This is a genomic window from Serpentinicella sp. ANB-PHB4, from assembly GCF_031432315.1.
In the GTDB taxonomy this organism is placed as follows: domain Bacteria; phylum Bacillota; class Clostridia; order Peptostreptococcales; family Natronincolaceae; genus Serpentinicella.
This window is the reverse complement of record NZ_JAVKGO010000010.1, coordinates 1-26,819: the sequence shown is the minus strand read 5'-3', so window position 1 is coordinate 26,819 and position 26,819 is coordinate 1. Positions and strand designations below refer to the sequence as shown.

Genomic DNA, 26,819 nt, shown 5'->3' with positions numbered 1-26,819 from the left:
ACTAAAAAACAGCTATTGGGTAGTTTTCAGTTTGCCATATACAAGAACACTTCCAGCCAAGGTGATCTTTCTCTGAGTATTGGGTTAAACTTACTTATCCCAAGTCAACGCTTGTTATTTTTAGCTAAATTATAATTTTTATATACACTTTTGTCAAGTGATGAAATGATTCGAAAAATTTTTTTACTGAAATTATAATATAAATGTCACAATTAAACCTTGAACAATACCTATTACTGCACCTAATACCCCACCTAGCATTTCAATGTGCTTAAGCTCTTTTTTCGCTATATGTACAACAATTTCCTCTAGTTGGATCATAGAAAACTGATTCACTTTTTCTTCTACAATTTTTGAAATCTGGATTATATTCTGTTGATCACTGGCGATACTTTCAACTATATTTAATATGACATTTTCGGCTTCTTCCTCAATTACTTCATCAATATAATTTACTATTAGGGACACCAGTCCAGATGGTATTAGACTTGGTATTTTATCCTGTATTGTTTGTTTAACCTTTACTTTTATAATATTTATTACATATTCTTTTTTTTCAGTCTGAAGAAAATTAGCAATTAAATCATCTACGGATAATAGTTCTTCTTCAATTATTTTACCTATACTTTTTGCAATCTCATTTTTTCTCTTAGGTATTAACCCCTGAATATAATAATTAAATACCGGAATTTTAATCGGTGCATATGGTCTAAATAATAACTTAATAGCCAGCAGATTCGTTAACCAACCTATAATTGCCCCAATAGCACTCATTGTTAATAATGTTATCGTCAAATGATCACCTTCTTTTGTTAATAAAACTCCAGAAGTTTCTGGAGTTTTTAATTACTCTTTTTTTACATTCGACTTAATTATACAATATTCACAGCCTTCGCACAATTGGACTTTGTTCATAAAAATTCGTTTTATCGTCTTTGTTATTTCTTCACTATTTTTTTCAGTTTTATGGATAATTATTTCATTAGGTGCAATTGTAATTAAAGAACTGATTAAAAGGTCATCATAATTGACATCTTTTTCGTTCATTTCTTGGGCAATAATCCTAAGATAATCGTTATTTATTTCTTTTCCTGTATGGTCATATAAACTATATTTTCCTTCTGATTTTAGATATATGTTAACTACTTCTAATTTTGGTTCTTGTATATCCACAAAATATTTTAATAGCTTAATAAACTCATTGTACTCTTTGTCCATTAGAAAATCTTCTACTGCCTGATCCACTACTTCTTTTAGGGAGTCAGAATATGATTTTAACCTAAAGGTTATTAGGCCTTTTATATTAATTTGGCTATTGGTTTTTAAATAATCAACTAGTTCCTTTGTTATGCATTCATTATTAATTTCCAAAAATAATTCTTTTAATTTTTTTTGGTTTTTCACCAAATCTAAAGCCCGGGTTAGTATATCTTTTTTTTCTGATGTAGTAAAATAATTATATTCGTAATTAATGATATCTTCGAATACATTTTTTTCTTCACCAGCTCTTATAAATTTACATAATGCATTGGCTATATAATAAGCAAACTTATTGTTAAAATCCTCTTTTGGATAATCTTTTATTGATTCTGTATCAACCATATATTTTAGTATATAATAATGCTTATCTTTATTTATTTCTTTATCTATAAAAACACCTTCATTTCGCAAGGCTTTTATCTCGTTATAGATGATTGACTGTAGTAAATTTACATCGTTGTCTGTTACAATAGATAACAACTGCATTTCTTCACTCCTTTCTATTGTATTAGTAGTATATGTTTAATTTTTAATCATATTCTATATACAAAATAAAGGTATTTACGATTTAACTTATTAAAATATATAAATTTTTATATAAAAGAAGGCATTGTGTTATATTTGAAAAATAATACTATCAAATCTCATTTTTACAAACAAATTTGGAGGATCTACATATGTCTGGAATTATCAATCTATCTGAAATGGCAACATTAGCAATTCATAGCATGATTTTAATTGCACAAAAAGAACAAGATCTAATTAATGTTAAGGAAATTGCAAAGGAAACATCGGCTTCTGAATTTCATTTATCAAAAATATTACAAAGATTAGTGAGAGCAGGTTTTATTCGTTCTGTACGGGGACCTAAAGGGGGATTTAAACTTAATTTATCTCCAGATGAAATATCCTTTTATGATATTTTTGAAACTGTCGAAGGCCCCATAAATGTAAAAAAGTGTCCTACTAATTGTAATTTATGTTCATTTAGACATTGCATTTTTGATGATGTATTAGACAAAGCAAATGATGAGATTGTTGCTTTTTTAAAGAAAAAGCACCTTAGTCATTTTATATCTACAAAACTTGAAAATTAATAACTACACCCTGATGTTGCTAGAGAACTTATTTAATTTTATATATTAAAAGATTTTAAAATAATTTAATTTACTGAATGAAAAAAGTATGGCGAATTAGATTCACCATACTTTTTTCATTATTTTTATATCACTTTGTAACTTTCTTGATGTTATTCTTAAAGTACCATTTTTTCAATATCTGTTTCTACATCTGTAATTCCAGCGATTCCAAAGTTTTCTACTAAAACATTAGCTACATTTGGAGATAAGAAAGCCGGTAGTGTTGGTCCTAAGTGAATATTTTTTACGCCTAAATGAAGTAAAGCTAAAAGAACAATAACTGCTTTTTGCTCGTACCATGCAATGTTGTACGCGATTGGTAGTTCATTTACATCTTCTAATCCAAAAACTTCTTTTAACTTAAGTGCAATAACTGCTAATGAATAAGAATCGTTACACTGTCCCGCATCCAATACTCTAGGAATGCCTCCGATATCACCTAAATTAAGTTTGTTGTATCTATATTTAGCACATCCTGCTGTTAATATAACAGAATCTTGTGGTAATTGCTCTGCAAAGTCTGTGTAATAGTTTCTACTGTTCATTCTACCATCACAACCTGCCATTACTACAAACTTCTTAATGGCACCGGTTTTTACTGCTTCTACCACTTTATCTGCTAAGCCTAAGACAGCATTGTGTGCAAATCCACCTACTATTTCACCTTTTTCAATTTCTTGTGGAGCATCACATTTTTTCGCTAATTCAATAATCTCAGTGAAATCTTTTGCACCATCTTTTCCTTCTATATGCTTTAGTCCATCAAAGCCAACAACACCAGTTGTATATACTCTGTCTTTGTATGAAGCTTTTGGAGGTACTAAACAGTTTGTTGTCATTAAAATTGGACCATTGAATGACTCAAATTCTTTATCTTGTTTCCACCATGCATTCCCGTAGTTTCCAACAAAATGATCATACTTCTTAAATGCTGGATAGTAGTTAGCAGGTAACATTTCACTATGGGTATATACATCAACACCAGTTCCTTTTGTTTGTTCTAAAAGTTGTTCAAAGTCCTTTAGGTCATGACCACTTACTAAAATAGCCGGATTATTTCTCACGCCGATGTTTACTTTTGTTATTTCAGGGTTTCCATAAGTTGATGTATTTGCTTCGTCTAGCATAGCCATTACTTCTACACCATATTTCCCTGTTTCCATTGTTAATGCCACAAGTTCATCTACTGATAGATCATCTTTAGTAGTTGCAACTAAAGCTTTTTGCATAAAATCAAATATTTCTTGTTTTTTATGTGATAATACAAATGCATGTTCTGCATAAGCAGCCATACCTTTTACACCATATATCATTAACTCTCTTAAAGATCTAACATCTTCGTTCTCAGTAGATAAAATGCCAATTTCTCTAGCTTTTGCTTCAAATCCTTCTCTTGTATCATCGTACCATAATGCACTGTCATGAAGGTCTGCTTCTAAATTAACATTTTCATTTTTAAGTTGTGTTTTAATTTCTTCCCTTATTTCTAGCGCTTCTTTAACTCTATTTGTAAAATCTTGATTGCTAAAGTTTGCATTTGTAATTGTTGCAAATAAACTTTCCATTACAAACTTATCTGCTCTTTCATTGTTTACTCCAGCTTTTTTAGCTTCAAGGTTATAGATTGAAATCCCTTTCAACGTATAAATTAATAAATCTTGTAAATTTGCCACATCAGAAGTTTTTCCACATACACCTCTTACTGTACACCCTGTTCCTTTGGCAGCTTCTTGACATTGATAACAAAACATACTCATAATTTATCCCTCCATTTAATATAATTTGATTGATTTTTTCACATCAATCGGTAAGTAATAATTGGTTATATTAGTATTTTAGTATTGCAATACCTAAATGTCAATTAAATAACAGGGTTTGTGAGAAATATCACAACCCCTGCATTATTTATTAATTAGGTCGTCTTGGTTCTATATTCCTTATATGTAGGTCATGCCAATGAAAGCACTCTTTCCAATTTTTAAACTGTACTACAGCAAAGTAATTTGTAATTTGTACTATAGTTCCTTCTTCTTTCTTTTTAGAATAGTTTTCGATATTAAGTTTATCCCCTACTCTGTACTTGTCCTTTGTTTTTTTAATATAATCATCTACGTACATTTCAAATCCCCCTTTTTCTTTTATACCTTTTATAAATATGTGCAAAAAAAAATAAAATGATAGAAAGTATAAATTTTCTATCATTTTATTTCTAAGTTATTCTACAATTATCTCTTTAAGTGATGCACCCGGTGGTACCATTGGTAAAACTTTTTCTTCTCTATCAATTTCACAGTTTATTACTACAGGTCCATTTACACTTAAAGCATTTTTCAATACTTGTTCTACTTCTTCTGGTTCTTTTACGTTATATGCAGTTGCCCCAAAAGCTTCTGCTAATTTTACAAAGTCTGTTCCTCGATCTTCTAAATTAGTTTCTGAATATCGCTCATCAAAAAACATATTTTGCCACTGACGAACCATGCCTAAGACACGATTGTTTAATATTACGATTATAACTGGAATGTTGTAAGTCACCGCAGTTGCCAGCTCGTTACAGTTCATTCCAAAACATCCATCACCGGCTATATTAAATACTGTCTTTTCAGGCATGCCCATTTTTGCTCCTAAAGATGCGCCTAATCCATACCCCATTGTTCCTAAGCCTCCTGAAGATAAAAATGTTCTAGGGTTCTGGAACTTATAGTATTGAGCAGTCCACATTTGATTTTGACCTACCTCTGTTGCTATAACTGCATCTCCTTTTGTTAATTCCGATATCTTTTCTATTATAAACTGTGGCTTCAGCGACCCATCATTACAGTACTTTAATGCATAAGTATTTTTCAACTCTTTAAGTCGATTTATCCAGTCTGTTTGTTTTTGTGGTGATAAACCATCATTTATCTTAACAAGTACCTCTTTAATATCCCCGACAACATGATGGGTCGTTAAGATATTTTTATTAATTTCAGCTGCATCTATATCAATCTGTAAAACTTGTGCATCTGCAGCAAATTGATCCGCTTTTCCAATTACTCGATCACTAAAACGAGCTCCTACTGCAATTAATAAATCACATTCTGTAACAATCTGACTAGATACTTTTGTTCCATGCATACCTACCATACCAGTAAAAAGCTCATGTCCACCTGGAAATCCACCAAGTCCCATTAAGCTTGAAGTTACAGGTATTTGTAATTTTTCAGCTAAAGTAACCAATTCTTCAGAAGCTCCAGAGGTTACTACCCCCCCACCTACATAAAGTGATGGTCTCTTTGCATTCTTAAGAAGATTTACTGCATTTTCTAAATCTTTTTGTTCTATATTTTGAGTATTTCTTTTGACCTCTTTAGGCTTTTGATTGCTATACTCTGTCATCTGAATAGTGATATCTTTTGGAATATCAATAAGTACAGGTCCTGGTCTTCCTTCTTGAGCAATATAGAATGCTTTTCGTACAATATCACCTAGATCTTCTACATCCTTCACGATAAAATTATGCTTTGTTATGGGCATAGTAATCCCTGTAATATCTACCTCTTGAAAACTGTCTTTTCCTAGTAGAGACAAAGGTACATTTCCGGTAATCGCAACCATAGGTACTGAGTCCATATGAGCTGTAGCTATCCCTGTCACTAAATTAGTAGCTCCTGGTCCAGATGTAGCGATACATACACCTACTTTCCCAGTTGAACGGGCATACCCATCCGCTGCATGAGAAGCTCCTTGCTCGTGAGCCGTTAATATATGTTTTATTTTATCTTGATATTTATAAAGTGAGTCATATATATTTAAAACAGCACCACCAGGATAGCCGAATACAGTATCTACGCCCTGCTCTAATAAACATTCAATCAAAATATCTGCTCCTGTTAGTCGCATTGTTCTCCCCCTTAATATATTTATACTTTTAAAACTGCTCCGGTACTTGCAGATGTCACTAACTTAGCATATCTAGACAAGTATCCAGTTTTAATTTTAGGTTCAGGTGCTACCCATTTTTCTTTTCTCTTTGTTAGTGCTTCCTCACTTACTTCTAGGTGAATTGTACCATTATTTATGTCGATTTCAATCATATCCCCTTCTTCTACAAGGGCAATTGGTCCACCTTCTGCAGCCTCTGGTGATATATGTCCAATGGAGGCTCCTCTTGTAGCTCCACTAAACCGTCCATCTGTAATTAATGCCACATCTTTATCTAAACCCATACCAGCTAGTGCTGATGTCGGTGATAGCATCTCCCTCATACCTGGTCCACCTTTAGGCCCTTCATATCGGATCACTACTACTTCACCTTTATTAATTTTTCCACCTAATATCGCTTCTATAACATCCTCTTCAGACTCAAATACTCGTGCTGGTCCTTTATGCTGAAGCATTTCTTTCGCTACAGCCGATCTTTTTACAACACATCCCATTGGTGCAATATTACCTTTTAATACAGCAATCCCGCCGGTATTGCTGTATGGATTCTCAATGGTTCTAATAACTTTGGTATTCAAATTGTTAACACTTTGAATATTTTCTTTTATACTTTTCCCTGTCACAGTTGGTAAGTCAACATGTAGTAGTTCTTTTTTAGTAAGTTCTTTCATAACTGCTGCAACACCTCCGGCAGCATACAAATCTTCAATATGGTCTGGTCCTGCAGGACTTAATTTGCACAGGTTAGGTGTTTTTGCACTAATCTCGTTCGCTTTTTCCAGATCTAAGTCAATACCTGCCTCATAAGCAATAGCTGGTAAGTGGAGCATACTGTTGGTACTACATCCAAGGGCCATATCTACTGTGAGTGCATTATCGAAAGCTTTTTCTGTCATGATGTCCTTTGGTTTTATATCTTTCTCAAGAATATCTAATACTGCCATACCAGCTCTTTTTGCTAAACGGATTCTTTCAGCATATACAGCAGGAATTGTTCCATTTCCAGGCAGACCCATGCCCAACACTTCTGTTAAACAGTTCATACTATTTGCTGTAAACATACCAGAACAAGATCCACAACCTGGGCATGCATGATCTTCATAGTCAGAAAGTTCATCCTCTGTCATTTTTCCTGTTTTTACTGATCCAACCGCTTCAAAAACATTTGATAAGCTAACTTCTTGTTCTCTAACTTTCCCTGCTAACATTGGTCCACCACTTACAACAACCGTTGGAATATTTACTCTTGCTGCCGCCATTAGCATTGCTGGAACAATTTTATCGCAATTAGGTATCATAACTAGTGCATCAAAACCATGAGCCATTACCATAGCTTCTATAGAGTCAGCTATAAGTTCTCTTGAAGCTAAAGAGTAATGCATACCTACATGCCCCATGGCAATACCGTCACATACACCGATTGCTGGAAACTCAATTGGTGTTCCACCTTTAATTCTGACGCCTGCTTTAACCGCTTCTGCAATTTTATCTAAATTAATATGTCCTGGCACAATTTCATTCTTTGCATTCACAACACCTATTAAAGGTGCTTTTATTTCTTCATCTGTATAGCCCATTGCTTTAAACAATGACCTATGGGGTGCTCGTTCAACGCCCGTCTTTACTCTATCACTTCGCATGTAATCACTCCTAATCCGCATTCATATTAACAGTCAAGGTTTATTGTTTCAGATAATATTATCCTCGTCCCTACTATTGTAAGGACGAGGATCACGCTTATATATTTTCTATAATTAATCTACCCATTTCGTTTGTTCCAACCATTTTCATACCCGAACTCATTATATCTCCAGTACGATACTTTTGATCCAGGACTTTAGTAACCGCTGCTTCTATTGCATCAGCTTCTTTATCTAAACCAAATGAATATCTTAACATCATAGCTGCTGATACCACAGTTGCTATAGGATTTGCTTTGTCTTGCCCTGCAATATCCGGAGCTGATCCATGAATTGGTTCATACATTCCTAGTCCACCTTCTCCAAGACTTGCTGAAGGCAACATTCCAATTGAGCCTGTAATCATACTCGCCTCATCTGACAAAATATCTCCAAACATATTTGTTGTAACGATAACATCAAACTGTTTTGGATCTCTAACTAATTGCATTGCGGCATTGTCAACGTACATATGCTCTAATGAAACTTCTGGATAATCCTTTGCCATTTCTGTTACTACCGAGCGCCAAAGTCTTGAGCTTTCTAAAATATTCGCTTTATCTATACTTGTTACTTTTTTATTACGTTTCATTGCAATATCAAAAGCAGCTTTAGCTATTCTCTTTATTTCTCCAACACTATATGCCTCGGTATCATAAGCTTCTTCACCCATTTTTCCTTCAGCTCTTCTACCTCTATCCCCAAAGTAGATCCCACCAGTTAATTCCCTTACAACCATAATGTCAATGCCATCACCAACAATTTCTGGTTTTAAAGGACAAGCATCTTTTAGTGCATTATGTAGTAAAGCTGGTCTTAGATTAGCAAACAGACCAAGTACACTTCTCAATCCTAATAGAGCTTGTTCTGGTCGAGCATCTCCAGGTAAATTATCCCACTTTGGACCACCTACTGCACCTAGAAGAACTGAATCACTTTTCTGGCAAACTTCTACGGTCTCTTTTGGTAAAGGTTCTCCTTTAGCATCAATAGCACATCCACCAGCAAGCACTTCTGTGAAATCAAACTCATGTCCGTACTTTTGCCCTACTTTCTCAAGTACTAATATTGTTTGTTCTATTATATCCGGTCCAATTCCATCCCCAGGAATCGTCGCTATATTATATTTCATATTTTATTCCCCCGTATTTGATTTACTTGTTAAGATTATTTTTAATATACTGTATTAATCCATCAGCTGCCATAATACCTTGTATGAATTCTGGAAAAGGTTCTGCTTGATATACTTCATTTTTAGTTAAGTTTTTAATAACACCAGCTTTAAAGTCAATATCTAATTTATCCCCATTATCTATTTTCTTTACTGCTTCTTCACACTCTAATATTGGCAGTCCGATATTAATAGAATTTCTATAAAATATTCTTGCAAAAGTTGAGGCAATAACACAGGATACTCCTGATGCTTTAATCGCTAATGGTGCATGTTCCCTAGATGATCCACATCCAAAGTTTTTGTCAGCTACAATTATGTCTCCATCATTAACTTTATTTACAAAATCTGCGTCTATATCTTCCATACAATGTTTAGCTAGCTCTTTTGGATCTGATGTGTTTAAGTACCTTGCCGGAATAATAACATCAGTATCTACATTATTTCCATACTTAAATACGCTTCCATTTGCTTTCATATTATATTTCCCCCTTTATGCTATATCCTCTGGATTAGTAATTTTTCCTGTTAAAGCTGATGCAGCTGCAACTGCTGGACTTGATAAGTAAACTTCTGATTCAGGGTGTCCCATTCTTCCAACAAAGTTTCTATTGGTTGTTGCTATCGCTCTCTCACCCTTAGCTAGAATACCCATATGTCCACCTAGACAAGGTCCACAGGTTGGTGTGCTAAAAGTTGCTCCTGCTTGAACAAACTTTTCAATCAAGCCTTCTTTTAGGGCTTGAAGATATATCTTCTGCGTTGCTGGGAACACTATTACACGAACACCTTTAGCAACTTTTTTACCCGCCAATATATTAGCGGCTACTCTCATATCTTCAATTCGTCCATTTGTACATGAACCTATTACAACTTGATCAATTTTTACTTCCCCTACTTCTGTGATTTTTCTTGTGTTATCTGGTAAATGTGGGAAAGATACAGTTGGCTCTATCTCAGCTAAATTTATTTCATATACCTCATCATACTCTGCATCTTCGTCCGCAGTATAAACCGTATGAGGTTTTGTAGCGTGCTCCTTAACATACGCTAAGGTCTTTTCATCAACTGGGAATATTCCGTTTTTCCCTCCTGCTTCTATGGCCATATTTGCCATTGAAAAACGATCATCCATTGATAAATGTTGTATTCCGTCTCCAACAAATTCCATAGACTTGTATAATGCTCCGTCTACACCGATCATTCCAATGATATGAAGAATGATGTCTTTACCACTTACCCATTTATTCTGAGGTTTTCCTGTTAAAACAAATTTAATTGCACTTGGTACCTTAAACCAACATTGCCCAATAGCCATACCCGCTGCCATATCTGTACTTCCTATTCCTGTAGAAAAAGCACCTAAGGCTCCATATGTACATGTATGTGAATCTGCTCCTATGACAACATCTCCAGGTACAACTAAACCTTTTTCAGGGATTAACGCATGCTCAATACCCATTTCTCCAATTTCAAAATAATTTTCTACCTCTTTTTCATGAGCAAACTCACGAATAAATTTACATTGTTCAGCTGACTGTATATCTTTATTCGGTGTAAAATGATCAGGAACAATTGCTACCTTTTTCTTATCAAAAACTTTATCAACACCAATTTTGTTAAACTCTTTAACTGCAACAGGGGTTGTTACATCATTTCCTAGGACTAAATCTAGATTCGCTTGAATCAGTTGTCCAGCCTTTACACTATCTAAGCCAGCATGTGCTGCTAATATTTTTTGTGTCATTGTCATTCCCATTATAAAATACCTCCAATTCAATTATATTTACATGTAAGCTCTTACTTTTTCCTCTATATCCTGTATCAGTTTATATTCAACGGAATCTACTAATGCAATCCAACTTGCCTCAATAATATCTGTAGATACCCCAACTGTACTCCATATATTGCGGCCATCTGTTGACTCAATAAGCACCCTAACTTTAGATGCAGTAGCAGTTTTTGTGTCTAAAACCCTAACTTTGTAATCCGTCAAGCATACATCTTTTATTTGTGGGTAAAATACCTCTAAGGCCTTTCTTAGTGCTTTGTCTAAAGCATTTACAGGTCCAGCACCTTCAGCTACAGTTAATTCTTCCTGACCATCCACATTTATTTTTACTAATGCTGAAGAACTATCTGAACTGTCTGCAGGTTGTTCTCCAATGATTTTATAATGAATAAGTTCGAAGAATGGTCTATATTTACCTAACTGTTTTCTTATAATTAACTCAAAAGTACTTTCTGCACCTTCAAATTGATATCCAGCATATTCAAGCTCTTTTAACCTATCTATAATCGCTTGAGTTTCTGCAGAGTCTTTCGTTATATTAGGATTGATTTTTTGTATTTTCGAAAGAATCGTACTTTTACCTGAAACTTCTGACATTAAAAATCTTCGTTTATTTCCGACTTTTTTAGGATTTATATGCTCAAAGGAACTGCTTGATTTACTAACCCCATCTATATGCATACCACCTTTATGAGCAAAGGCAGAATTGCCTATGTATGGCTCTCTTTCATTTACAGAAATATTAGTAATTTCAGCCATATATCTTGCTATTGGTGTAAGATTCTGTACTTGATCATCTAATATACAATTATAATTTCTCTTTACTTGTAGATTCGCAATAATCGTGCTTAGATTTGCATTACCACATCTTTCTCCAAAACCTAAGTAGGTTCCTTGAACTTGAACAGCGCCTGCTTCCACACCCATTATCGAGTTAGCAACTGCCATACCACTATCATTATGGCAGTGAACACCAACGCTAACGTTGAAGGTTTCGACAACCTTTTTTGTTACTTCATAAATATCATCAGGAAACGCACCACCATTTGTCTCACATAATACTAACCAGTCAGCACCGCCTTCTTCAGCAGCCCTTAACGTAGCCATAGCATATTCAGGATTTGCTTTATATCCATCATAGAAGTGCTCTGCATCGAAAATAACTTCTTTTCCCTGTTGTTTAAAGAACGAAATAGTGTCTTTTAGCATGTTGAGGTTTTCTTCTAATGTTGTTTTAAGTATATCCGTTACATGAAAGTCCCAACTTTTACCGAATATTGCAACTGCAGGAGTATCCGCCTTAAGTAAAGATTGAACATTAGGATCTTCTTGTACAGAAATACCTGCACGCCTCGTGCTCCCAAAAGCTGTTAATTTTGCATTGCTGAGCTTTTGGCCTCTTATTTTTTGAAAAAATTCTAGATCTTTCGGGTTTGAACCGGGATTTCCCGCTTCTATATATGAAACCCCTAAAGCATCTAAAGCTTTAACGATCTTTAATTTATCATCGACTGAAAATGAAATTCCTTCAGCCTGTGCACCATCTCTTAAAGTTGAATCAAATATTTCAATCTTTTTAGGCATATGTCTCACCCTTCCTGCCCTTCTATATCGTTTAACATTTTGTTAACCGCATTTATATACGCTTTTATACTTGCCTCAACAACATCTGTACTTAATCCGCGCCCAGTATACAAGCGTCCATAGCGCTTTATTTTAACCGTTGCTTCACCCTGTGCATCTTCTCCTTCAGTAACAGAGTTTAATGCATAATCATCTAAAGTAAAGCTACCATCTAATACTTTATCAATTGCTTTAAAAGCTGCATCTACTGGCCCATGTCCAAGGGATACTTCCTCTACTTCATTTCCATTATTTAAAACATTTATCGTCGCAGTAGATGTGATTGTATTTCCACAATTAATCGTAAACTGTTGGAGTTTAAGTGTTTCTTCTACTTCAATAACTTTTTCTTGTACTAATGCCTCTAAATCTTTATCGAAAATAGCTTTTTTCTTATCTGCTAAGACTTTGAAATCATTGAATATTCTGTCTATTTGTTTTGTATTAAGATTGTATCCCAACTCATTTAACCTATTTTCAAAAGCATGTCGGCCGGAATGTTTACCTAAGACAATATTATTTTTTGAAAGTCCAATAGACTCTGGGGTCATTATTTCATAAGTGCTAGCATTGGCTAACATTCCATGTTGATGTATACCAGATTCATGTGCAAAAGCATTTTTCCCTACAATTGCTTTGTTATGCTGTACTTTCATTCCAGTGATTTTAGTTATTAACTGACTAGCTGGATAAATTTGTGTGGTATCTATGTTTGTACTTAAGGCATAAAAATCTTTTCTTGTATTAATGGCCATCACTAGTTCTTCCATAGCGGCATTTCCAGCTCTTTCACCAATACCATTAATTGTACATTCAAGTTGTGTAGCTCCTGCTCTTGCTGCTGCTAATGTATTGGCTACTGCCATTCCTAAATCATTATGGCAGTGCACTGAGATTTCAGCTTTATCTACATTAGGAACATTCTCTCGGATCCCTTTAATAAGGTTGTAGTATTCATCTGGTGTAGTATATCCCACTGTATCTGGTACATTGATTACTGTGGCTCCTGCTTTTATTACTTCTTCAAATATTTTATAAAGAAATTCCGGATTACTTCTTGAAGCGTCCTCAGCTGAAAACTCAATATCACTACAGTATTTTTTAGCATACTTAACCATGTTTACGGCTCTTTCTAATACTTCTTCTTTACTAGACTTTAATTTATATTTCATATGGATATCGGAAGTAGCAATAAAAGTATGTATTCTAGGCTGTTCTGCTTCTTTTACAGCTTCATAAGCCTTATCTATATCTTTTGGGAGAGCTCTACATAAACTTGCTACTACTGAATTTTTTACTGTTCTTGCAATAGCACTAACAGAAGCAAAATCTCCAGGGGATGCGATAGCAAAACCTGCCTCAATCACATCCACACCCATTTTTTCTAGTTGTTTGGCTACTTTTATTTTTTCGTTTAAATTCATGCTACAACCTGGAGATTGCTCTCCATCTCTTAGTGTAGTATCAAAAATTTTGATTTTTCTCCCCATCATTAAAACCCCTTTTTTTTTAACACTAAATACTATTTAGACCAACTCATCATTTTTCTTAACTCTCTACCAACTTCTTCGATTTGGTGGTCTTTTTCAATTCTTCTTCTTGCTGTAAATGCCGCTCTATTTGATTGATTCTCTAAAATCCAATTTCTTGCAAAGGTTCCATCTTGAACTTCACTTAGTACCTTTCTCATTTCTTGTTTTGTTTCATCTGTTATAATTCTTTTACCTACTGAATAATCACCGTACTCTGCAGTATCACTAATAGAATATCTCATATATTCTAATCCACCTTGATTGATCATATCGACAATTAACTTCATCTCGTGTAGACACTCAAAGTATGCACTTTCTGGTTGATATCCCGCTTCTACTAAAACTTCAAAACCTGTTTTAATTAACTCAGATACCCCACCACATAATACTGCTTGCTCTCCAAATAAGTCTGTTTCCGTTTCTTCTTTAAAAGTTGTTTCAAGAATCCCTGCTCTTGCTCCACCAACTCCTGCTGCATAAGCTAAAGCTAGATCTTTTGCATCTCCTGAAACATCTTGATAAATAGCAATTAAACAAGGAACGCCTTTACCTTCTTCAAACTGCATTCTAACAGTATGACCTGGCCCTTTAGGTGCTACCATAAATACATTTACATCCTCTGGTGGTACAATTTGTGCATAGTGAATATTGAACCCATGGGCAAATACTAAAGACTTACCTGCTTTTAAGTTAGGTGCAACGCTTTCCTTATAAATTTGTGCTTGTTTTTCATCGTTTACAAGAATCATGATTACATCGGCTTTTGCTGCGGCATCAGCGGCTACAGCAACTTTTAATCCTGCCTCTTCTGCTAATTTCCATGATTTACTTCCTTCATATAAACCAACAATTACATCCACACCTGATTCATGTAAGTTTAAAGCATGGGCATGACCTTGACTTCCATAACCAATTACTGCTACTGTTTTTCCTTTTAATAAATCTAAGTTACAATCTTTCTCATAATATAATTTTGCCATTTTTATTCCCCCTATTTTTTAAAATAATATATTTTTATCTTCCCAGTGCTGTAAGCCCTGTTCTGACAATTTCTTTGACTCCATAACTCGTCATTACTTCAATAAAGGCTGAAATTTTTTGCCTATCACCTGTTATTTCTACTGTAAGTGTTTCTTTAGACACATCAATTACCTTTGCTCTAAAAACTGCAACAACTTCAATAATTGAAGATCTGTTTTCAAAATCTGCTTCTACTTTAATTAATGCAAGTTCTCTATATACGGACTCTTCTGGTTTTAGCTCAACTACTTTTAAAACATCCACAAGTTTGCTTAACTGCTTTATAATTTGTTCTAATATTAACGCATCCGCACGAACTGCAATTGTCATTCTTGAAATTTTTGGGTTTTCTGTTTCTCCTACTGATAAGCTGTCAATATTATATCCCCGACGACTAAATAATCCTGCTACTCTACTAAGTACACCTGACTGGTTTTCCACTAATACTGAAAGAACATGTTTATTCATATTATCACTCCCCCATTATGTATTTTTAAAAAATAAAACGCCCCTGCATAAAATTGCAGGGACGAGGATTAACACGCGTTACCACCCTAATTTGTTTTTGTGTTAACAAAAACCACTTTGAGATTTAAAGTCTTAGCTATAACGTTGCTACCGATCATCTCTTACTTTGGTTCAGAGATATAATTCAGGAGTGATTTGTATTTTATAACAGTGCCGATTTTCACCAACCATCGACTCTCTGTGACTGTTTTTATTAAAATACCTGTCTCCATCATCATTTTTTTGTCGAAATTATTTAAGTATTTAATGTATTTTAACAAGCAAATTCTATAATGTCAATATATTTTTAGAAAATTCTAAAGTTTTAAACAATAAAAAAAATTATAAATAAAATGAGTTAGCCATGCTAACTCATTAATTATTATGATATTAACCCTATATTAGCATATAAAAAACTTAAATCATTATATGCTAGTATTGATCATTATATTCTACTTAGTAATCCTTTAAGATTTTCTTCATCAAAATAATATTTTTCATTACAAAAATGACACTGTAATTCCGCACCCTTGTCTTCTTCTATTATTTCTTTTAGTTCTTTTTTTCCTAAACTAATTAAACCTCTTTCAAATCTTTCAGCATTACAATCACATACAAAATCGATTTCATTTCGTTCTAATATTTTTACATCCATGTCCCCTAATACATGATGTAGTATATCTTCTTCACTCATCCCTTTTTCCATTAGTACTGTGATTGGTTCTAATTTACTTAGTTTTTCTTCTAATTTACTAATCACTTCTATTTTTGCATTTGGTAATACCTGCAAAATAAAACCACCAGACGCTTTGATAGAATAATCCCGATCTACTAGTACTCCTAATGCAACTGCTGAAGGTTGTTGTTCAGAATGTAGAAAATAAGCAGCAAAATCTTCGCCAATTTCACCACTCACAAGTTCATATGTCCCTCTATATGGCTCTCTTAGACCAAGATCTTTTATAACTGTTATATTTCCTTTATTCCCCACAGCTTCACCCACATTTAGTTTGCCAGGTCTAATATTACTCCCTTTCACTTGTGGATGTGAAACATATCCTTTTACTTGCCCTAAATGATCACTTACAACAACAATTGGGCCTAATGGTCCTTTGCCATCTATTTTGACTGTTATTTTTTCTCCATCTTTTTTTAACATTAAACCCATAATAGATGTTGCAGTTAAGGTTCTTCCTAATGCGGCTATTGCTACAGGTGATGCCATATGCGTTTTTCTAGCTTTTTCAACCATGTTCGTTGTATTTGCAACAAATATTCGTATACTACCTTGACCTGCAGTTGCTCTTAATACCGTATTTTTCATGTTCTTCTCCTCTCTTTTACATATTATTTAGTTTATAATGTATCTACAACTAAGATACTATTGTTATATTTAGGTTCAATTGTATTCTTTTTATACATATATGATAAAATAACTATAAAAAAGTAGTTAGTGTCACTTTCACTCTGTTATTTTAGGTTTCTTTTTAAGACAGGTAAGCTGTGTGAGTACACTTTCAGTATAAGAAAAGAGGACGCTATGCAGCCAAACCATTTTTTTATATAGTAGGTAAGTAGACCTTTCCTACTATATAAAAAAAACAAGTTAGCTTACTAACTTGTTTTAAATCATAAAGAATAATCTTTATATTAATCCCATTAGGGATGCAGTTACGTTCATAACTACGTTTCTATTATGCTCTTGTTACGTTTGTAGCTTGTGGTCCTTTTTCGCCTTGAACGATTTCGAACTGAACTTGTTGTCCTTCTTCAAGAGTTTTGAAACCATCCATAGTGATTGCTGAGAAATGTACAAATACATCTTCACCATTTTCTCTTGAAATAAATCCAAATCCTTTTTCAGCGTTGAACCATTTTACAGTACCATTTTCCATCTTACAAATTCCTCCTAAAAACTTAATTTTATAAAAGTATGTATATCACACCTTTATTTCTTTTTTAGTGTATCATGCTACAACACAGCTGTCAACAATATTTACTTTTTTTTCTTTTTCCTAGCTGTCATAATTCCCCCTATACGACCGGTTTCTTTTGCAGTTAAGCCTCCCCACCCAAACTTCATTACTTTGTCTAGCAGGTCTAATTCAGTGGCTATTTCATACTTCATTCTTAAGTCAGGGGTAATTTCTTTTGTTTTTTTCCTAACCATAGCATGACCTCCTATGGTTATTATGTACGCTGTATAAGCAGTTTATTCATTTCATTAACAGATTTTTATCTTCTTATTACAACATATTAAGAATTTGCCTTATTTGAAATGAAGATACAAAAGCAAATATAAAAATTACAATAAGTAATGGAGTAAACTCCCAAAATCTAGTCTTTTTTTCTACTACTTCAAATTCTTTATTTAATTCATGGGCCAAATCCTTTTTGATCGTTTTTATTAGCTGATAAGCTAAATAGCCGGTAAAGGAGGCTATTATACTGAAAAATATAAATGTAACAATTAGACTTAAAGTTACTGATATTTCCGGTTCAGCAACTATATCCCCTTGGGTGTTCGATGAAAATACATTAATGGCAAAGGCTAAAGTCATAGCAAATCCATTATTTACTATATGACCAATAATTCCAGCATATATAGAATTAGTTAAGTAAACAAGGTATCCAAACACTAAGCCTAGTACAATAGGTCCAAATAAGTTGTATAAATTAAAATGAAACATCCCAAATAAAACCGCAGTAAAAATAATTGCCTTTCTTTTTCCTATTGATTCATAAGCTCTAAGCATGAAACCTCTGAAGAATACTTCTTCACAAATACCTGCTGTGATCGAAACAATTAGCATCAAAATAACGTACTCCCCAACATTTTCTGCTGTTGGTATTTGAGGAGGATGAAGTTCACCAAACAAACTAAGAATTATTAATAAAAGCATATTTCCTAACATAGCTGCGGGATACATCAAAATGGTTATACATACAATTAAGAAACTATGTTTTCCTCTTAATTTATTAAATCGCATTATTTTTTTTACACTCAAGCCTTTTAATTTTAAATATATTATTGGAGGAATTAAGACAACAAAAACTTGTATCATGATTAACCCAATACGTTCATCTTCAAAATGTAAAAACATCCCTATAAACAGAAATATTAATGCACTTATTACGTACAGTATATTGCCATCTAATACCTTTAACTTTTTTTCCATTTTTTCACTCCTTAGACTAAACTAGAGCACCACGTTGTATTAGTATCTTAACAAAACCATCTAACCCTACCTGGAGAACTTTCTCATCAAAATTAAAGGCGCCATTATGTAAAGGATATGTATATCCTTTACTTTCATTTTTTGTACCTAAAAAGAAGAATACTCCCGGTATTTCCTTTTGATAATATGAAAAGTCCTCCGCTAGCATAATTGGGTCAATAATTTCAACGGTTCCTTCATTTTGGGCATCTATAAAACATTGGGTTAATGTTTCATCATTAATAACTGCTGGATACATATCTCTAAATATTACTTCTATAGTACATCCGTAACTGGTCTCATAGCCTTTTTTAAAGTCATTTATTTTACCTTTAATTAAGTCATATACTTCTTGACTAAAAGTTCTAATTGTTCCCTCTAGCTTTACTTGTTTTGCAATAACGTTTCTTATTTCTCCCCCATCTATTCTACCTATAGTAAGTACGGCTGGTTCAATTGGGTTAACAGTTCGACTAATTATTGACTGTAATCCTATTACCATTTCAGATGCGATTACTATACTATCTAACGCAGTATGAGGCATTGCCCCATGTCCACTTTTACCTTTTATCAAAATGTCAAATTCCCCTGTTTGTGACATCATAGGTCCTTTTTTAACGCCAAATTTCCCTTCACTTATATTTGGAAATAAATGTAGTCCATAAATTTCACTCACGCCATACTTTTTTAGAATCCCATTATCTATTATAGGTGCTGCGCCCCCTGGTCCCTCTTCCGCTGGCTGAAATAACAAAATAATATTATCTTTAATCCTATCCTCATGATCTTTTAAAAATTTTGCTAAACCTAACAATATGGCCATATGTCCATCATGTCCACAAGCATGCATTCTTTTATTGTGCTGAGATTTATAACTAACATCATTTTGCTCTTCAACATCCAGTGCATCCATATCTGCTCTAAAGCATATGGTTTTTGTTGGGCTAACGCCTTTGAAAGAAACTAGAATTCCTGTACCTACAATACCCTTTTCAAAGGAAACACCCAAGTCTTTTAAAAATTGTTCTATGTATAATGCTGTTTTGAATTCCTCAAAAGCGATTTCAGGTATTTTATGTAAGTCCTGTCTTACATTCTTTATTAGTTCTCCTAGATGCTCTATTTTTGTGCTGAACATAGTATCAATCCTTTCATTGTAAATACGTATAACTAATTTTATAGTTTAATAACAATAAATTCAACTTCTTACTAGAGGAAATTGCATAATTACTATAAAAAAACTTTAGAGTACATAATTAAAGTAGATATGAATTATATAAAAAATTGTGGGTGAATAAACCCTAATGGACACTACTTAAATCCTTTTTAAGTGACATTTCATTAATATTTTTTAAAATCTAGGATTATTATCTGTTTTCAGTCATAAATTTATTATGAGTCAGTTGAAACCCTATTGAAAGTTTTCGTCTATAGGACGCTGTATAAAAAATGATTGAAAGGAATGAGATTTATGCCTATTGATATTCAAGACCCCAAAGCAATTGCCAAGTACATTAAGGACGCAAAAAAAACAACACCAATAAAAGCGTACATCCAAGGTTATATAAATAAACCATTCGATTTAAGTGTTAAATCATTTGGTTCTAATTCTTTTTGGATTTTGATTGGTGAATTTAATGAAATAAAGGAGATTCTTGATAAAAATAAAAATACAATTGAACATTACCACTTGGAATTCGACCGTAAAAACTCAGCAATTCCTTTACTAAACTTACTTGAGCTAAATGCAAGAATTGAGCCTGGTGCTGTAATAAGGGAAGGGGTTATAATCCAAAAAAATGTTGTAATTATGATGGGCGCGGTCATTAATATAGGAGCAACAATTGGGCAAAATACTATGATCGATATGAATTGTGTTATTGGCGCTAGAGCAATAATAGGAAAAAACGTGCATGTTGGCGCCGGAACGGTAATTGCTGGTGTTTTAGAACCCCCGAGCAGTAAATCTGTTGTAATTGAAGACAATGTATTTATTGGTGCTAATGTTGTAGTTCTTGAAGGTGTTGTCATTGGTAAAGGTGCTGTTATTGGTGCAGGTTCTGTAGTAACAAAGGATATTCGTCCAAATACAGTTGTCGCTGGGACCCCCGCTAAAATTATTAAAACTAAAGATAACAAAACCAACGATAAAGTTCAACTTTTAGAAGATCTGCGATAGGAGAATTCTAATATACATTAAAGCCAGTTCATAAGAACTGGCTTTGATTAAAATTCATTAAAGTCTGTTACTGTCTGGAACATGTAGTTGCCATCATCATCTCTAACTACTTCACTTATTGCCATCATTGTTACACCCTGCCTTTCGCCTGGGGCAAAAGAGATTTCTGGTGCTAATCCCTCTGTGAAGTGAAGATTATCCATTGCATTTATATATCCTTCCCAGGTTAAATCATCTCCAGCTTCTCGTAAGCCTGCAACGAATGTCTCAGCTGCAACCCAGCCTGCCATCGTGTAGGCATTGAATGGATTTCCTTGAGGGAAATAAGTTTCCATTGCATTGATTAAAGGTTCTAATTTTTCTTCTTCAACATCTAACCAGCCCATAACATGAACATTTTCAACTGCTACTGGTGCTCTATCTGATGCTAAAACTAAAAATGAAGCATCAGCATTTGAATACGTTGTAAGCATAGGTACATTTACGTTATATTCCTCTGCATTAGATAGGATATTAGCCACACTATTCGATAACCCAAAAACAATAACTAAGTCGGGATCCGCTTCAATTGTTCGTAGCATATCTGTTGTAAAGTCTGTATCTTCAGGATTAAATGGTCTTTCCAGCGTTAGTAAATCTCTTTTTCCAAGCTCATCTAGCCCTTCCCTTATACCAATAATACCCTCATTACCAACATCATCATTGCTATATAATACAGCAATAGATTCTGCTTCAAAATAGTCGATTGCGTACTTTGACATTAACATTCCTTCGTAAACATAATTAGGTTGTACAGGAAAAAAGTTTTCACCAAGTTCCGTTAGTTCCGCTGCACCTGATCCAAAATAAACAGATGGCATGCCCTCTTGTTCAACGATTTCGGCTGTTGCCATTACGCCAGGTGTACCTAATTGTCCAACAATAGCAAATACATTTTCATCATATACTAGTCGCTCTGCTGATGCTATTGCTTGTCCTGGATCAAATTCATCATCTTCTTTAAAAAGTTGTATGGTTCTACCATTTACACCACCATCATCATTTATCATTTTTAAATATGCTTCCATACCTTGAAAGTAAGGTGCTCCAATAAAGGATAATGGACCGGACATTACACCTATTGTTCCAATTTTTATTTGATCGTCAGTTACCCCTTGAGCATATCCATCTGTTCCCTCTGTGTCTTGTCCACAACCTATTACTGTGATGATAACTACTAAAATCAGTAAACATATTAGTATCGTTTTTCTACGCTTGACATTCAAAAACATTGGTCATTCCTCCTCATAATAGTTTTCTATTTTACAATATTTTTATTAACTTTAGTTTCGTGTGCAAAATAAACCGGAATTAAATTAATTTATTGCCCTCCTAAGTATGCCTGTATCACTTTTTCATCGTGTCTCAAGTCTTTTGCCTGTCCATGATGAACAATTTTACCCGTCTCTAAAATATAGCCATAGTGGGCAATTGACAGTGCTTGTACTGCATTTTGTTCAACTAATAAAATTGTTGTGCCTTCCTTATTAATATCTTTTATAATTGAGAAAATATTTTTAACTATTAATGGTGCTAAACCTAATGATGGTTCATCTAGTAAAAGAATCTTAGGTTTTGCCATAAGCGCTCTTCCTATTGCGAGCATTTGCTGTTCTCCCCCAGATAATGTTCCTGCCACCTGACTTTTTCTTTCCCCAAGTCTAGGAAAGTATGAGTATACCCTATCATAGAGAGACTTTGTATTTTTCTTGTCTTTTAGGGTATAGGTTCCTATTTTTAAATTATCTTCAACAGTTAAAGCAGAAAAGATTTGCCTCCCTTCAGGAGATTGAACAATTCCTAGTGAAACTATTTTTTCTACAGGCATATTTTTCAGATGTTTTTCTTCTAAAACAATGCTGCCATTTTTCATTTGTACTAAGCCTGATATTGCCTTTAATGTTGTTGTTTTCCCTGCTCCATTTGCTCCAAGTAATGCAACTATCTTTCCTTGTGGGATATCCATTGTCACTTTTTTTAATGCGTGAACATATCCATAATACACATCTAAATCCTTTATACTGAGCATTTTATGCATCCTCCTTTCCAAGATAAGCTTCTTGTACGGTTGGATTATTTTGTATCTCCTTTGGTGTTCCCTCAGCAATTTTTTTCCCAAAATTTATTGCACATATTCTTTCACAAATATCCATTACTAGCCCCATATCATGTTCCACTAATAAAATAGTTGTACCAAATTTATCTCTTATTTTTCTAATTAATTTTGCTAGTTCTTTCGTTTCTGTACTATTCATGCCTGCAGCGGGCTCATCTAAAATAATTAATTTTGGCTCTGATACAAGTGCTCTGGCTAACTCTATTAGTTTTTGTGTGCCATAAGATTGGGCTGCTGCTGATTCATTCTCTATGCCTGACAGACCTAGAAATTTCATTATCTCAATTGCTTTTGACTTTACTCTTTCTTCTTCCCGCTTAACTTTTGGGAGTTTAAAGCCTTCAATTAAAAAGTTGGTTTGTATATGGCTGTGTTGTCCTACCACAATGTTTTCTATGACAGACATCATTTTGAATAGCTCAACATTTTGAAACGTCCTAGCTAATCCTTTATTAATTACTTTATAAACGGGATAATCTAATAAATTTATTGAACGATCACCACCTGGTGTGAAAATCACCTTTCCCTCGTCAGGCGTATAAAACCGACTAATACAATTAAATATTGTTGTTTTACCAGCACCATTTGGTCCAATTAAACCGTAAATACTTTTTTCTTGAACCTCAAATGTTACATTATCAACAGCCTTTAATCCACCAAAGCTAATCGATAGATCTTTCACCTGTAATATACTCATGCTCATCCTCCTCAGTCGCTCTACTACTTAGAAACTGATTTCTTATAGGTTAATTTGTTCCAAAGCTTTACAAATTGTCTAATAATCCCCTGGGGAAAATATATAATAACAAGGATTAAGGCAATACCTGTTAATATAAAATTTATATTTGATATTCCTCTAAGGAGCGGTACATTTTGCATAACTCTAGGAAGTACTTGTATAAACGCTGCTCCAACTATACTTCCTCCTATGGATGCTATTCCACCGATTACAACCATTGCTAATAAATCAAGGGATAGCTCAGCACCCCAGGTTCCAGGTTCAATATACCTAAACAGGTGAGCATATAGAGAACCTGCAATCCCAACATAAAATGTACTCAAAGAAAAAGCTATTAGCTTATACCTAAACAAACTAATTCCCATAGCTTGAGACGCGTGCTCACTATCTCTCATGGCTACTAAAGCGCGTCCTGTTTTTGAGTGGATAAAGTTATATGCAAAAATAGCTAAGCAAACTAGTATGATTGTAGACATAATCAAGTAGTATTCTCTTTGCCGGAAACTAAATCCTAAAATTGATGGTATCGGTATTCTTCTTAGCCCGGCGTGTCCATTTGTAAATTCTGTCCACTCTAAAAATACATGTTGAATCGTCACACCTAGTCCCAAAGTAGCAATGGCTAAGTATAACCTCTCCAATCGTAATGCAACTAGTCCTAAACCGATGCCTAATATCATTGGAATAACACCAGCTAAAAATAATGCAAGTAAAAAGGGAAGCTCCAGTCGCATCGTTAGATATGCTGATATATATGCGCCTAATCCCATAAATGCCCCATGCCCTAAGGACACTTGACCTGAATACCCTAATAAAATATTAAATCCTAAAGCTGCAATGGAAAAAATAACAACACGGTTTAGCAATGTCATAGTAGAGTGAGCAAAAATTGGGTTTATCAGATTAATAATTGGGATGAGTAAAAAAATCATACCAACAATTACATAACTGCCAGGTCTTCTTTTTAAAATGCTACTTTTTGATGCTGTTTTTATATCACTATTTAATCCAGCCATACTACACCTTCTTTCTTGTTACTTTTCCAAACAACCCTGCTGGCTTAATAACTAAAATTAAAATAAGAAAACCATATACGATAACTGTCCGCCACTTTGAAGAAATATAATAGCCTACTAAATTATCCATGATTCCTATTATTAAACCGCCAATTACTGGCCCTACAAATGAAGTAAATCCACCAAGAACTGCTGCTATAAAAGATTTCAGATGAACATCTGCCATCATATTAGTATGCACATTTGTTGCTGGAGCAATTAATATACCAGCAATTGCACCTAAAACAGTCGCTATGATCCACGAAGCCGATGAAATCTTTTTTGTTGGTATCCCCATCAGTCTCGCAGTTGTTTCATTCTCAGCAGTAGCTCGAATTGCCACGCCAAATATTGTGTTTCTAATCAAATAAAACAATATAAACATAATAATTAAAGTAAGAAAAATAATAAAATACGCATTGGGACGAATTAATAAATTACCTATATAAAAGCTTGGTCTTGTTATCGCTCTTCTCATAGCATGGGTGTCTGTTCCAAAGATTGCTCTAGCTGTACCGTTTACAATCATAATAAGCCCTAAAGTAATAATCATTTTTCCTACTAATGATCCTCTTAAAGCAGGTCTTATAAAGATTCTTTCTACTAAATAGCCAAATAACATAGCAAAAATCAATGCCCCAATAAAGGCAACTATATATGTCAAATCTCCGCCGCCCATTATAAAAGATAGATTTTTCCAAAGTGTATAAGCAACAAAACTACTTAGCATTGCCATTTCACCCTGTGCAAAGTTAGTTACGCTAGATACTCTGTATATTAGAACAACGCCTAATGCCGCTAGTGCATATAGACTTCCTGTTTCAATACCAGCAATAACATTTTGTAAAAACGTAGTCATTAATATATACCTCCTCAGAAAATCACCAATATTTAATGTTATCTTTTGTTAAAAAAGCATTATTTATAACAAAAAATAAAAAGAATCCCTTAACATTAAGGAATTCTTCTAGAAGCTATATTTAAATTAGATTCTATCTTGATCGGTTACAGCGAAAACATAAGGGATATTACGATAATAGTCACCATAGTTCAACCCATAACCTACTACAAATTTGTCTGGAATAGTAAAACCAACATAGTCAGGTTCAATTTTTACTTGTCTTCTTTCAGGTTTATCTAATAATACACAACTTTTCACGCTAGCAGCATTTTTTTTCTTTAAATGATCTATTACATACTTCATAGTTAGCCCAGAGTCTGTTATGTCATCCACTACTAACACATCATAGCCTGTTAAATCGTCTTCAATATCTGCAACGATTTTAACGCTGCCAGTTGACTCTAGCGAATGACCATAGCTAGACGTAGTAATAAAATTTACTTTAACTGGTGTTTTAATTTCTCTAACTAAGTCTGCTGCAAAAATAAAACTACCCTTTAATAAGGAAATAACATATAATTTTTTTTCTTTATAATCCTGTGTTAACTGTGTACCTAGTTCATTTAGTCTTCCTTTTATACTCTCTTCTGAGCAAAGTACTTCCCATACCTTTTTTTCTATGTCCATAATAATCCTCCATTGTCTTATATGTAATGCTTTCTTTATTGTAATTTATACGACATAGCTTTGTCAATTTCTTAAATCATCTTTGTTTACCATTAAGCTGGTATAAAATATCTTTTAGCTCTTTTAATATGACAATAATTTTATTTAAAGAATATTGTAATGATACTAAAATAATAAGGAAAATAACAATTATTACAATTAGCAAATTATTTGACATGAACTTCCTCCCTATATAATCTTGTTTTTTCTTACATTTACTCTTGTTTTCTTAGTTTTTTAAACTTGTTTTATTAACTTT

At 33.7% G+C, this 26,819-nt stretch carries 27 protein-coding genes and 2 other annotated features (1 of these 29 running past the window's edge); of the genes, 2 read left to right on the top strand and 25 right to left on the bottom strand.

Annotated elements, in window-relative coordinates; translation table 11 throughout:
- Positions 1-117: a binding site (T-box leader), on the bottom strand; it reaches 116 nt to the left of the window's first position.
- A 75-nt stretch (positions 118-192) separates the two neighbouring features.
- Complete coding sequence (locus tag RH915_RS08750; RefSeq protein WP_310479380.1) at positions 193-795, bottom strand: DUF445 domain-containing protein; 603 nt, start codon at positions 793-795, stop codon at positions 193-195.
- A gap of 51 nt (positions 796-846) precedes the next feature.
- Positions 847-1,746 (bottom strand): putative sporulation protein YtxC, encoded by a 900-nt coding sequence (gene ytxC, locus RH915_RS08745; RefSeq protein ID WP_310479379.1) that lies wholly within the window; start codon positions 1,744-1,746, stop codon positions 847-849.
- A 191-nt stretch (positions 1,747-1,937) separates the two neighbouring features.
- Between ytxC and RH915_RS08740 the strand changes: the two genes are divergently transcribed.
- Positions 1,938-2,357 carry an RrF2 family transcriptional regulator gene (locus tag RH915_RS08740; protein ID WP_310479378.1) on the top strand — a complete coding sequence of 140 codons (420 nt, stop codon included), beginning with the start codon at positions 1,938-1,940 and terminating at the stop codon, positions 2,355-2,357.
- A 158-nt stretch (positions 2,358-2,515) separates the two neighbouring features.
- Here RH915_RS08740 and hcp read toward each other — a convergent pair whose 3' ends face one another.
- The 16 genes from hcp to RH915_RS08660 form a co-directional block, all read right to left on the bottom strand.
- Positions 2,516-4,156, bottom strand: coding sequence for a hydroxylamine reductase (gene hcp / locus RH915_RS08735; protein WP_310479377.1), 1,641 nt, complete (start codon positions 4,154-4,156; stop codon positions 2,516-2,518).
- A 151-nt stretch (positions 4,157-4,307) separates the two neighbouring features.
- Positions 4,308-4,517 carry a hypothetical protein gene (locus RH915_RS08730; RefSeq protein WP_310479375.1) on the bottom strand — a complete coding sequence of 70 codons (210 nt, stop codon included), beginning with the start codon at positions 4,515-4,517 and terminating at the stop codon, positions 4,308-4,310.
- A gap of 96 nt (positions 4,518-4,613) precedes the next feature.
- On the bottom strand, positions 4,614-6,281 hold the full coding sequence (gene ilvB, locus RH915_RS08725; RefSeq protein WP_310479374.1) for a biosynthetic-type acetolactate synthase large subunit: 1,668 nt from the start codon (positions 6,279-6,281) through the stop codon (positions 4,614-4,616).
- A gap of 20 nt (positions 6,282-6,301) precedes the next feature.
- Positions 6,302-7,963 (bottom strand): dihydroxy-acid dehydratase, encoded by a 1,662-nt coding sequence (ilvD, locus tag RH915_RS08720; RefSeq protein WP_310479373.1) that lies wholly within the window; start codon positions 7,961-7,963, stop codon positions 6,302-6,304.
- 97 nt (positions 7,964-8,060) lie between these two features.
- Positions 8,061-9,134, bottom strand: coding sequence for a 3-isopropylmalate dehydrogenase (leuB, locus tag RH915_RS08715; RefSeq protein WP_310479372.1), 1,074 nt, complete (start codon positions 9,132-9,134; stop codon positions 8,061-8,063).
- A gap of 22 nt (positions 9,135-9,156) precedes the next feature.
- Positions 9,157-9,651 (bottom strand): 3-isopropylmalate dehydratase small subunit, encoded by a 495-nt coding sequence (gene leuD / locus RH915_RS08710; RefSeq protein ID WP_310479370.1) that lies wholly within the window; start codon positions 9,649-9,651, stop codon positions 9,157-9,159.
- 15 nt (positions 9,652-9,666) lie between these two features.
- Positions 9,667-10,932: a 3-isopropylmalate dehydratase large subunit gene (gene leuC / locus RH915_RS08705; protein ID WP_310479368.1), complete on the bottom strand. Its 1,266-nt coding sequence runs from the start codon at positions 10,930-10,932 to the stop codon at positions 9,667-9,669.
- A 27-nt stretch (positions 10,933-10,959) separates the two neighbouring features.
- Positions 10,960-12,549, bottom strand: a complete 1,590-nt coding sequence (gene cimA, locus RH915_RS08700; protein WP_310479367.1) for a citramalate synthase — start codon at positions 12,547-12,549, stop codon at positions 10,960-10,962.
- A gap of 5 nt (positions 12,550-12,554) precedes the next feature.
- Positions 12,555-14,078, bottom strand: a complete 1,524-nt coding sequence (locus RH915_RS08695) for a 2-isopropylmalate synthase (protein ID WP_310479365.1) — start codon at positions 14,076-14,078, stop codon at positions 12,555-12,557.
- A 32-nt stretch (positions 14,079-14,110) separates the two neighbouring features.
- Positions 14,111-15,100 (bottom strand): ketol-acid reductoisomerase, encoded by a 990-nt coding sequence (gene ilvC, locus RH915_RS08690; RefSeq protein WP_310479364.1) that lies wholly within the window; start codon positions 15,098-15,100, stop codon positions 14,111-14,113.
- Between the two features lie 34 nt (positions 15,101-15,134).
- On the bottom strand, positions 15,135-15,608 hold the full coding sequence (ilvN, locus tag RH915_RS08685; protein WP_310479360.1) for an acetolactate synthase small subunit: 474 nt from the start codon (positions 15,606-15,608) through the stop codon (positions 15,135-15,137).
- A gap of 54 nt (positions 15,609-15,662) precedes the next feature.
- Positions 15,663-15,892 (bottom strand) — a binding site (T-box leader).
- 200 nt (positions 15,893-16,092) lie between these two features.
- Entirely contained in the window at positions 16,093-16,971 is an 879-nt protein-coding gene (gene hslO, locus RH915_RS08680) for an Hsp33 family molecular chaperone HslO (protein WP_310479359.1), read from the bottom strand.
- A 370-nt stretch (positions 16,972-17,341) separates the two neighbouring features.
- Entirely contained in the window at positions 17,342-17,542 is a 201-nt protein-coding gene (locus RH915_RS08675; protein ID WP_310479358.1) for a cold-shock protein, read from the bottom strand.
- Between the two features lie 101 nt (positions 17,543-17,643).
- Positions 17,644-17,817, bottom strand: coding sequence for a small, acid-soluble spore protein, alpha/beta type (locus RH915_RS08670; protein WP_310479357.1), 174 nt, complete (start codon positions 17,815-17,817; stop codon positions 17,644-17,646).
- Between the two features lie 76 nt (positions 17,818-17,893).
- Positions 17,894-18,826, bottom strand: a complete 933-nt coding sequence (locus tag RH915_RS08665) for a type II CAAX endopeptidase family protein (RefSeq protein ID WP_310479356.1) — start codon at positions 18,824-18,826, stop codon at positions 17,894-17,896.
- Positions 18,827-18,842: 16 nt separating this feature from the next.
- Positions 18,843-20,003, bottom strand: a complete 1,161-nt coding sequence (locus tag RH915_RS08660) for a M20 metallopeptidase family protein (protein ID WP_310479355.1) — start codon at positions 20,001-20,003, stop codon at positions 18,843-18,845.
- A gap of 333 nt (positions 20,004-20,336) precedes the next feature.
- Here RH915_RS08660 and dapD point away from each other — a divergent pair, with 333 nt between their 5' ends.
- Complete coding sequence (dapD, locus tag RH915_RS08655; protein WP_310479354.1) at positions 20,337-21,044, top strand: 2,3,4,5-tetrahydropyridine-2,6-dicarboxylate N-acetyltransferase; 708 nt, start codon at positions 20,337-20,339, stop codon at positions 21,042-21,044.
- 47 nt (positions 21,045-21,091) lie between these two features.
- Here dapD and RH915_RS08650 read toward each other — a convergent pair whose 3' ends face one another.
- The 7 genes from RH915_RS08650 to RH915_RS08620 all read right to left on the bottom strand — a co-directional run bounded on the left by RH915_RS08650 (position 21,092) and on the right by RH915_RS08620 (position 26,738).
- Positions 21,092-22,315, bottom strand: a complete 1,224-nt coding sequence (locus tag RH915_RS08650; protein ID WP_310479353.1) for an ABC transporter substrate-binding protein — start codon at positions 22,313-22,315, stop codon at positions 21,092-21,094.
- 89 nt (positions 22,316-22,404) lie between these two features.
- The gene (locus RH915_RS08645; protein ID WP_310479351.1) at positions 22,405-23,112 is read right to left on the bottom strand and encodes an ABC transporter ATP-binding protein; all 708 of its coding nucleotides are present in this window, start codon (positions 23,110-23,112) and stop codon (positions 22,405-22,407) included.
- A gap of 1 nt (position 23,113) precedes the next feature.
- Complete coding sequence (locus RH915_RS08640) at positions 23,114-23,896, bottom strand: ABC transporter ATP-binding protein (protein ID WP_310479349.1); 783 nt, start codon at positions 23,894-23,896, stop codon at positions 23,114-23,116.
- 23 nt (positions 23,897-23,919) lie between these two features.
- Entirely contained in the window at positions 23,920-24,954 is a 1,035-nt protein-coding gene (locus RH915_RS08635) for a branched-chain amino acid ABC transporter permease (protein WP_310479348.1), read from the bottom strand.
- 1 nt (position 24,955) lies between these two features.
- The gene (locus tag RH915_RS08630) at positions 24,956-25,852 is read right to left on the bottom strand and encodes a branched-chain amino acid ABC transporter permease (RefSeq protein WP_310479347.1); all 897 of its coding nucleotides are present in this window, start codon (positions 25,850-25,852) and stop codon (positions 24,956-24,958) included.
- Positions 25,853-25,978: 126 nt separating this feature from the next.
- On the bottom strand, positions 25,979-26,521 hold the full coding sequence (gene hpt, locus RH915_RS08625) for a hypoxanthine phosphoribosyltransferase (RefSeq protein ID WP_310479345.1): 543 nt from the start codon (positions 26,519-26,521) through the stop codon (positions 25,979-25,981).
- A 76-nt stretch (positions 26,522-26,597) separates the two neighbouring features.
- Positions 26,598-26,738, bottom strand: a complete 141-nt coding sequence (locus RH915_RS08620; protein WP_310479342.1) for a hypothetical protein — start codon at positions 26,736-26,738, stop codon at positions 26,598-26,600.
- Positions 26,739-26,819 lie beyond the last annotated feature (81 nt).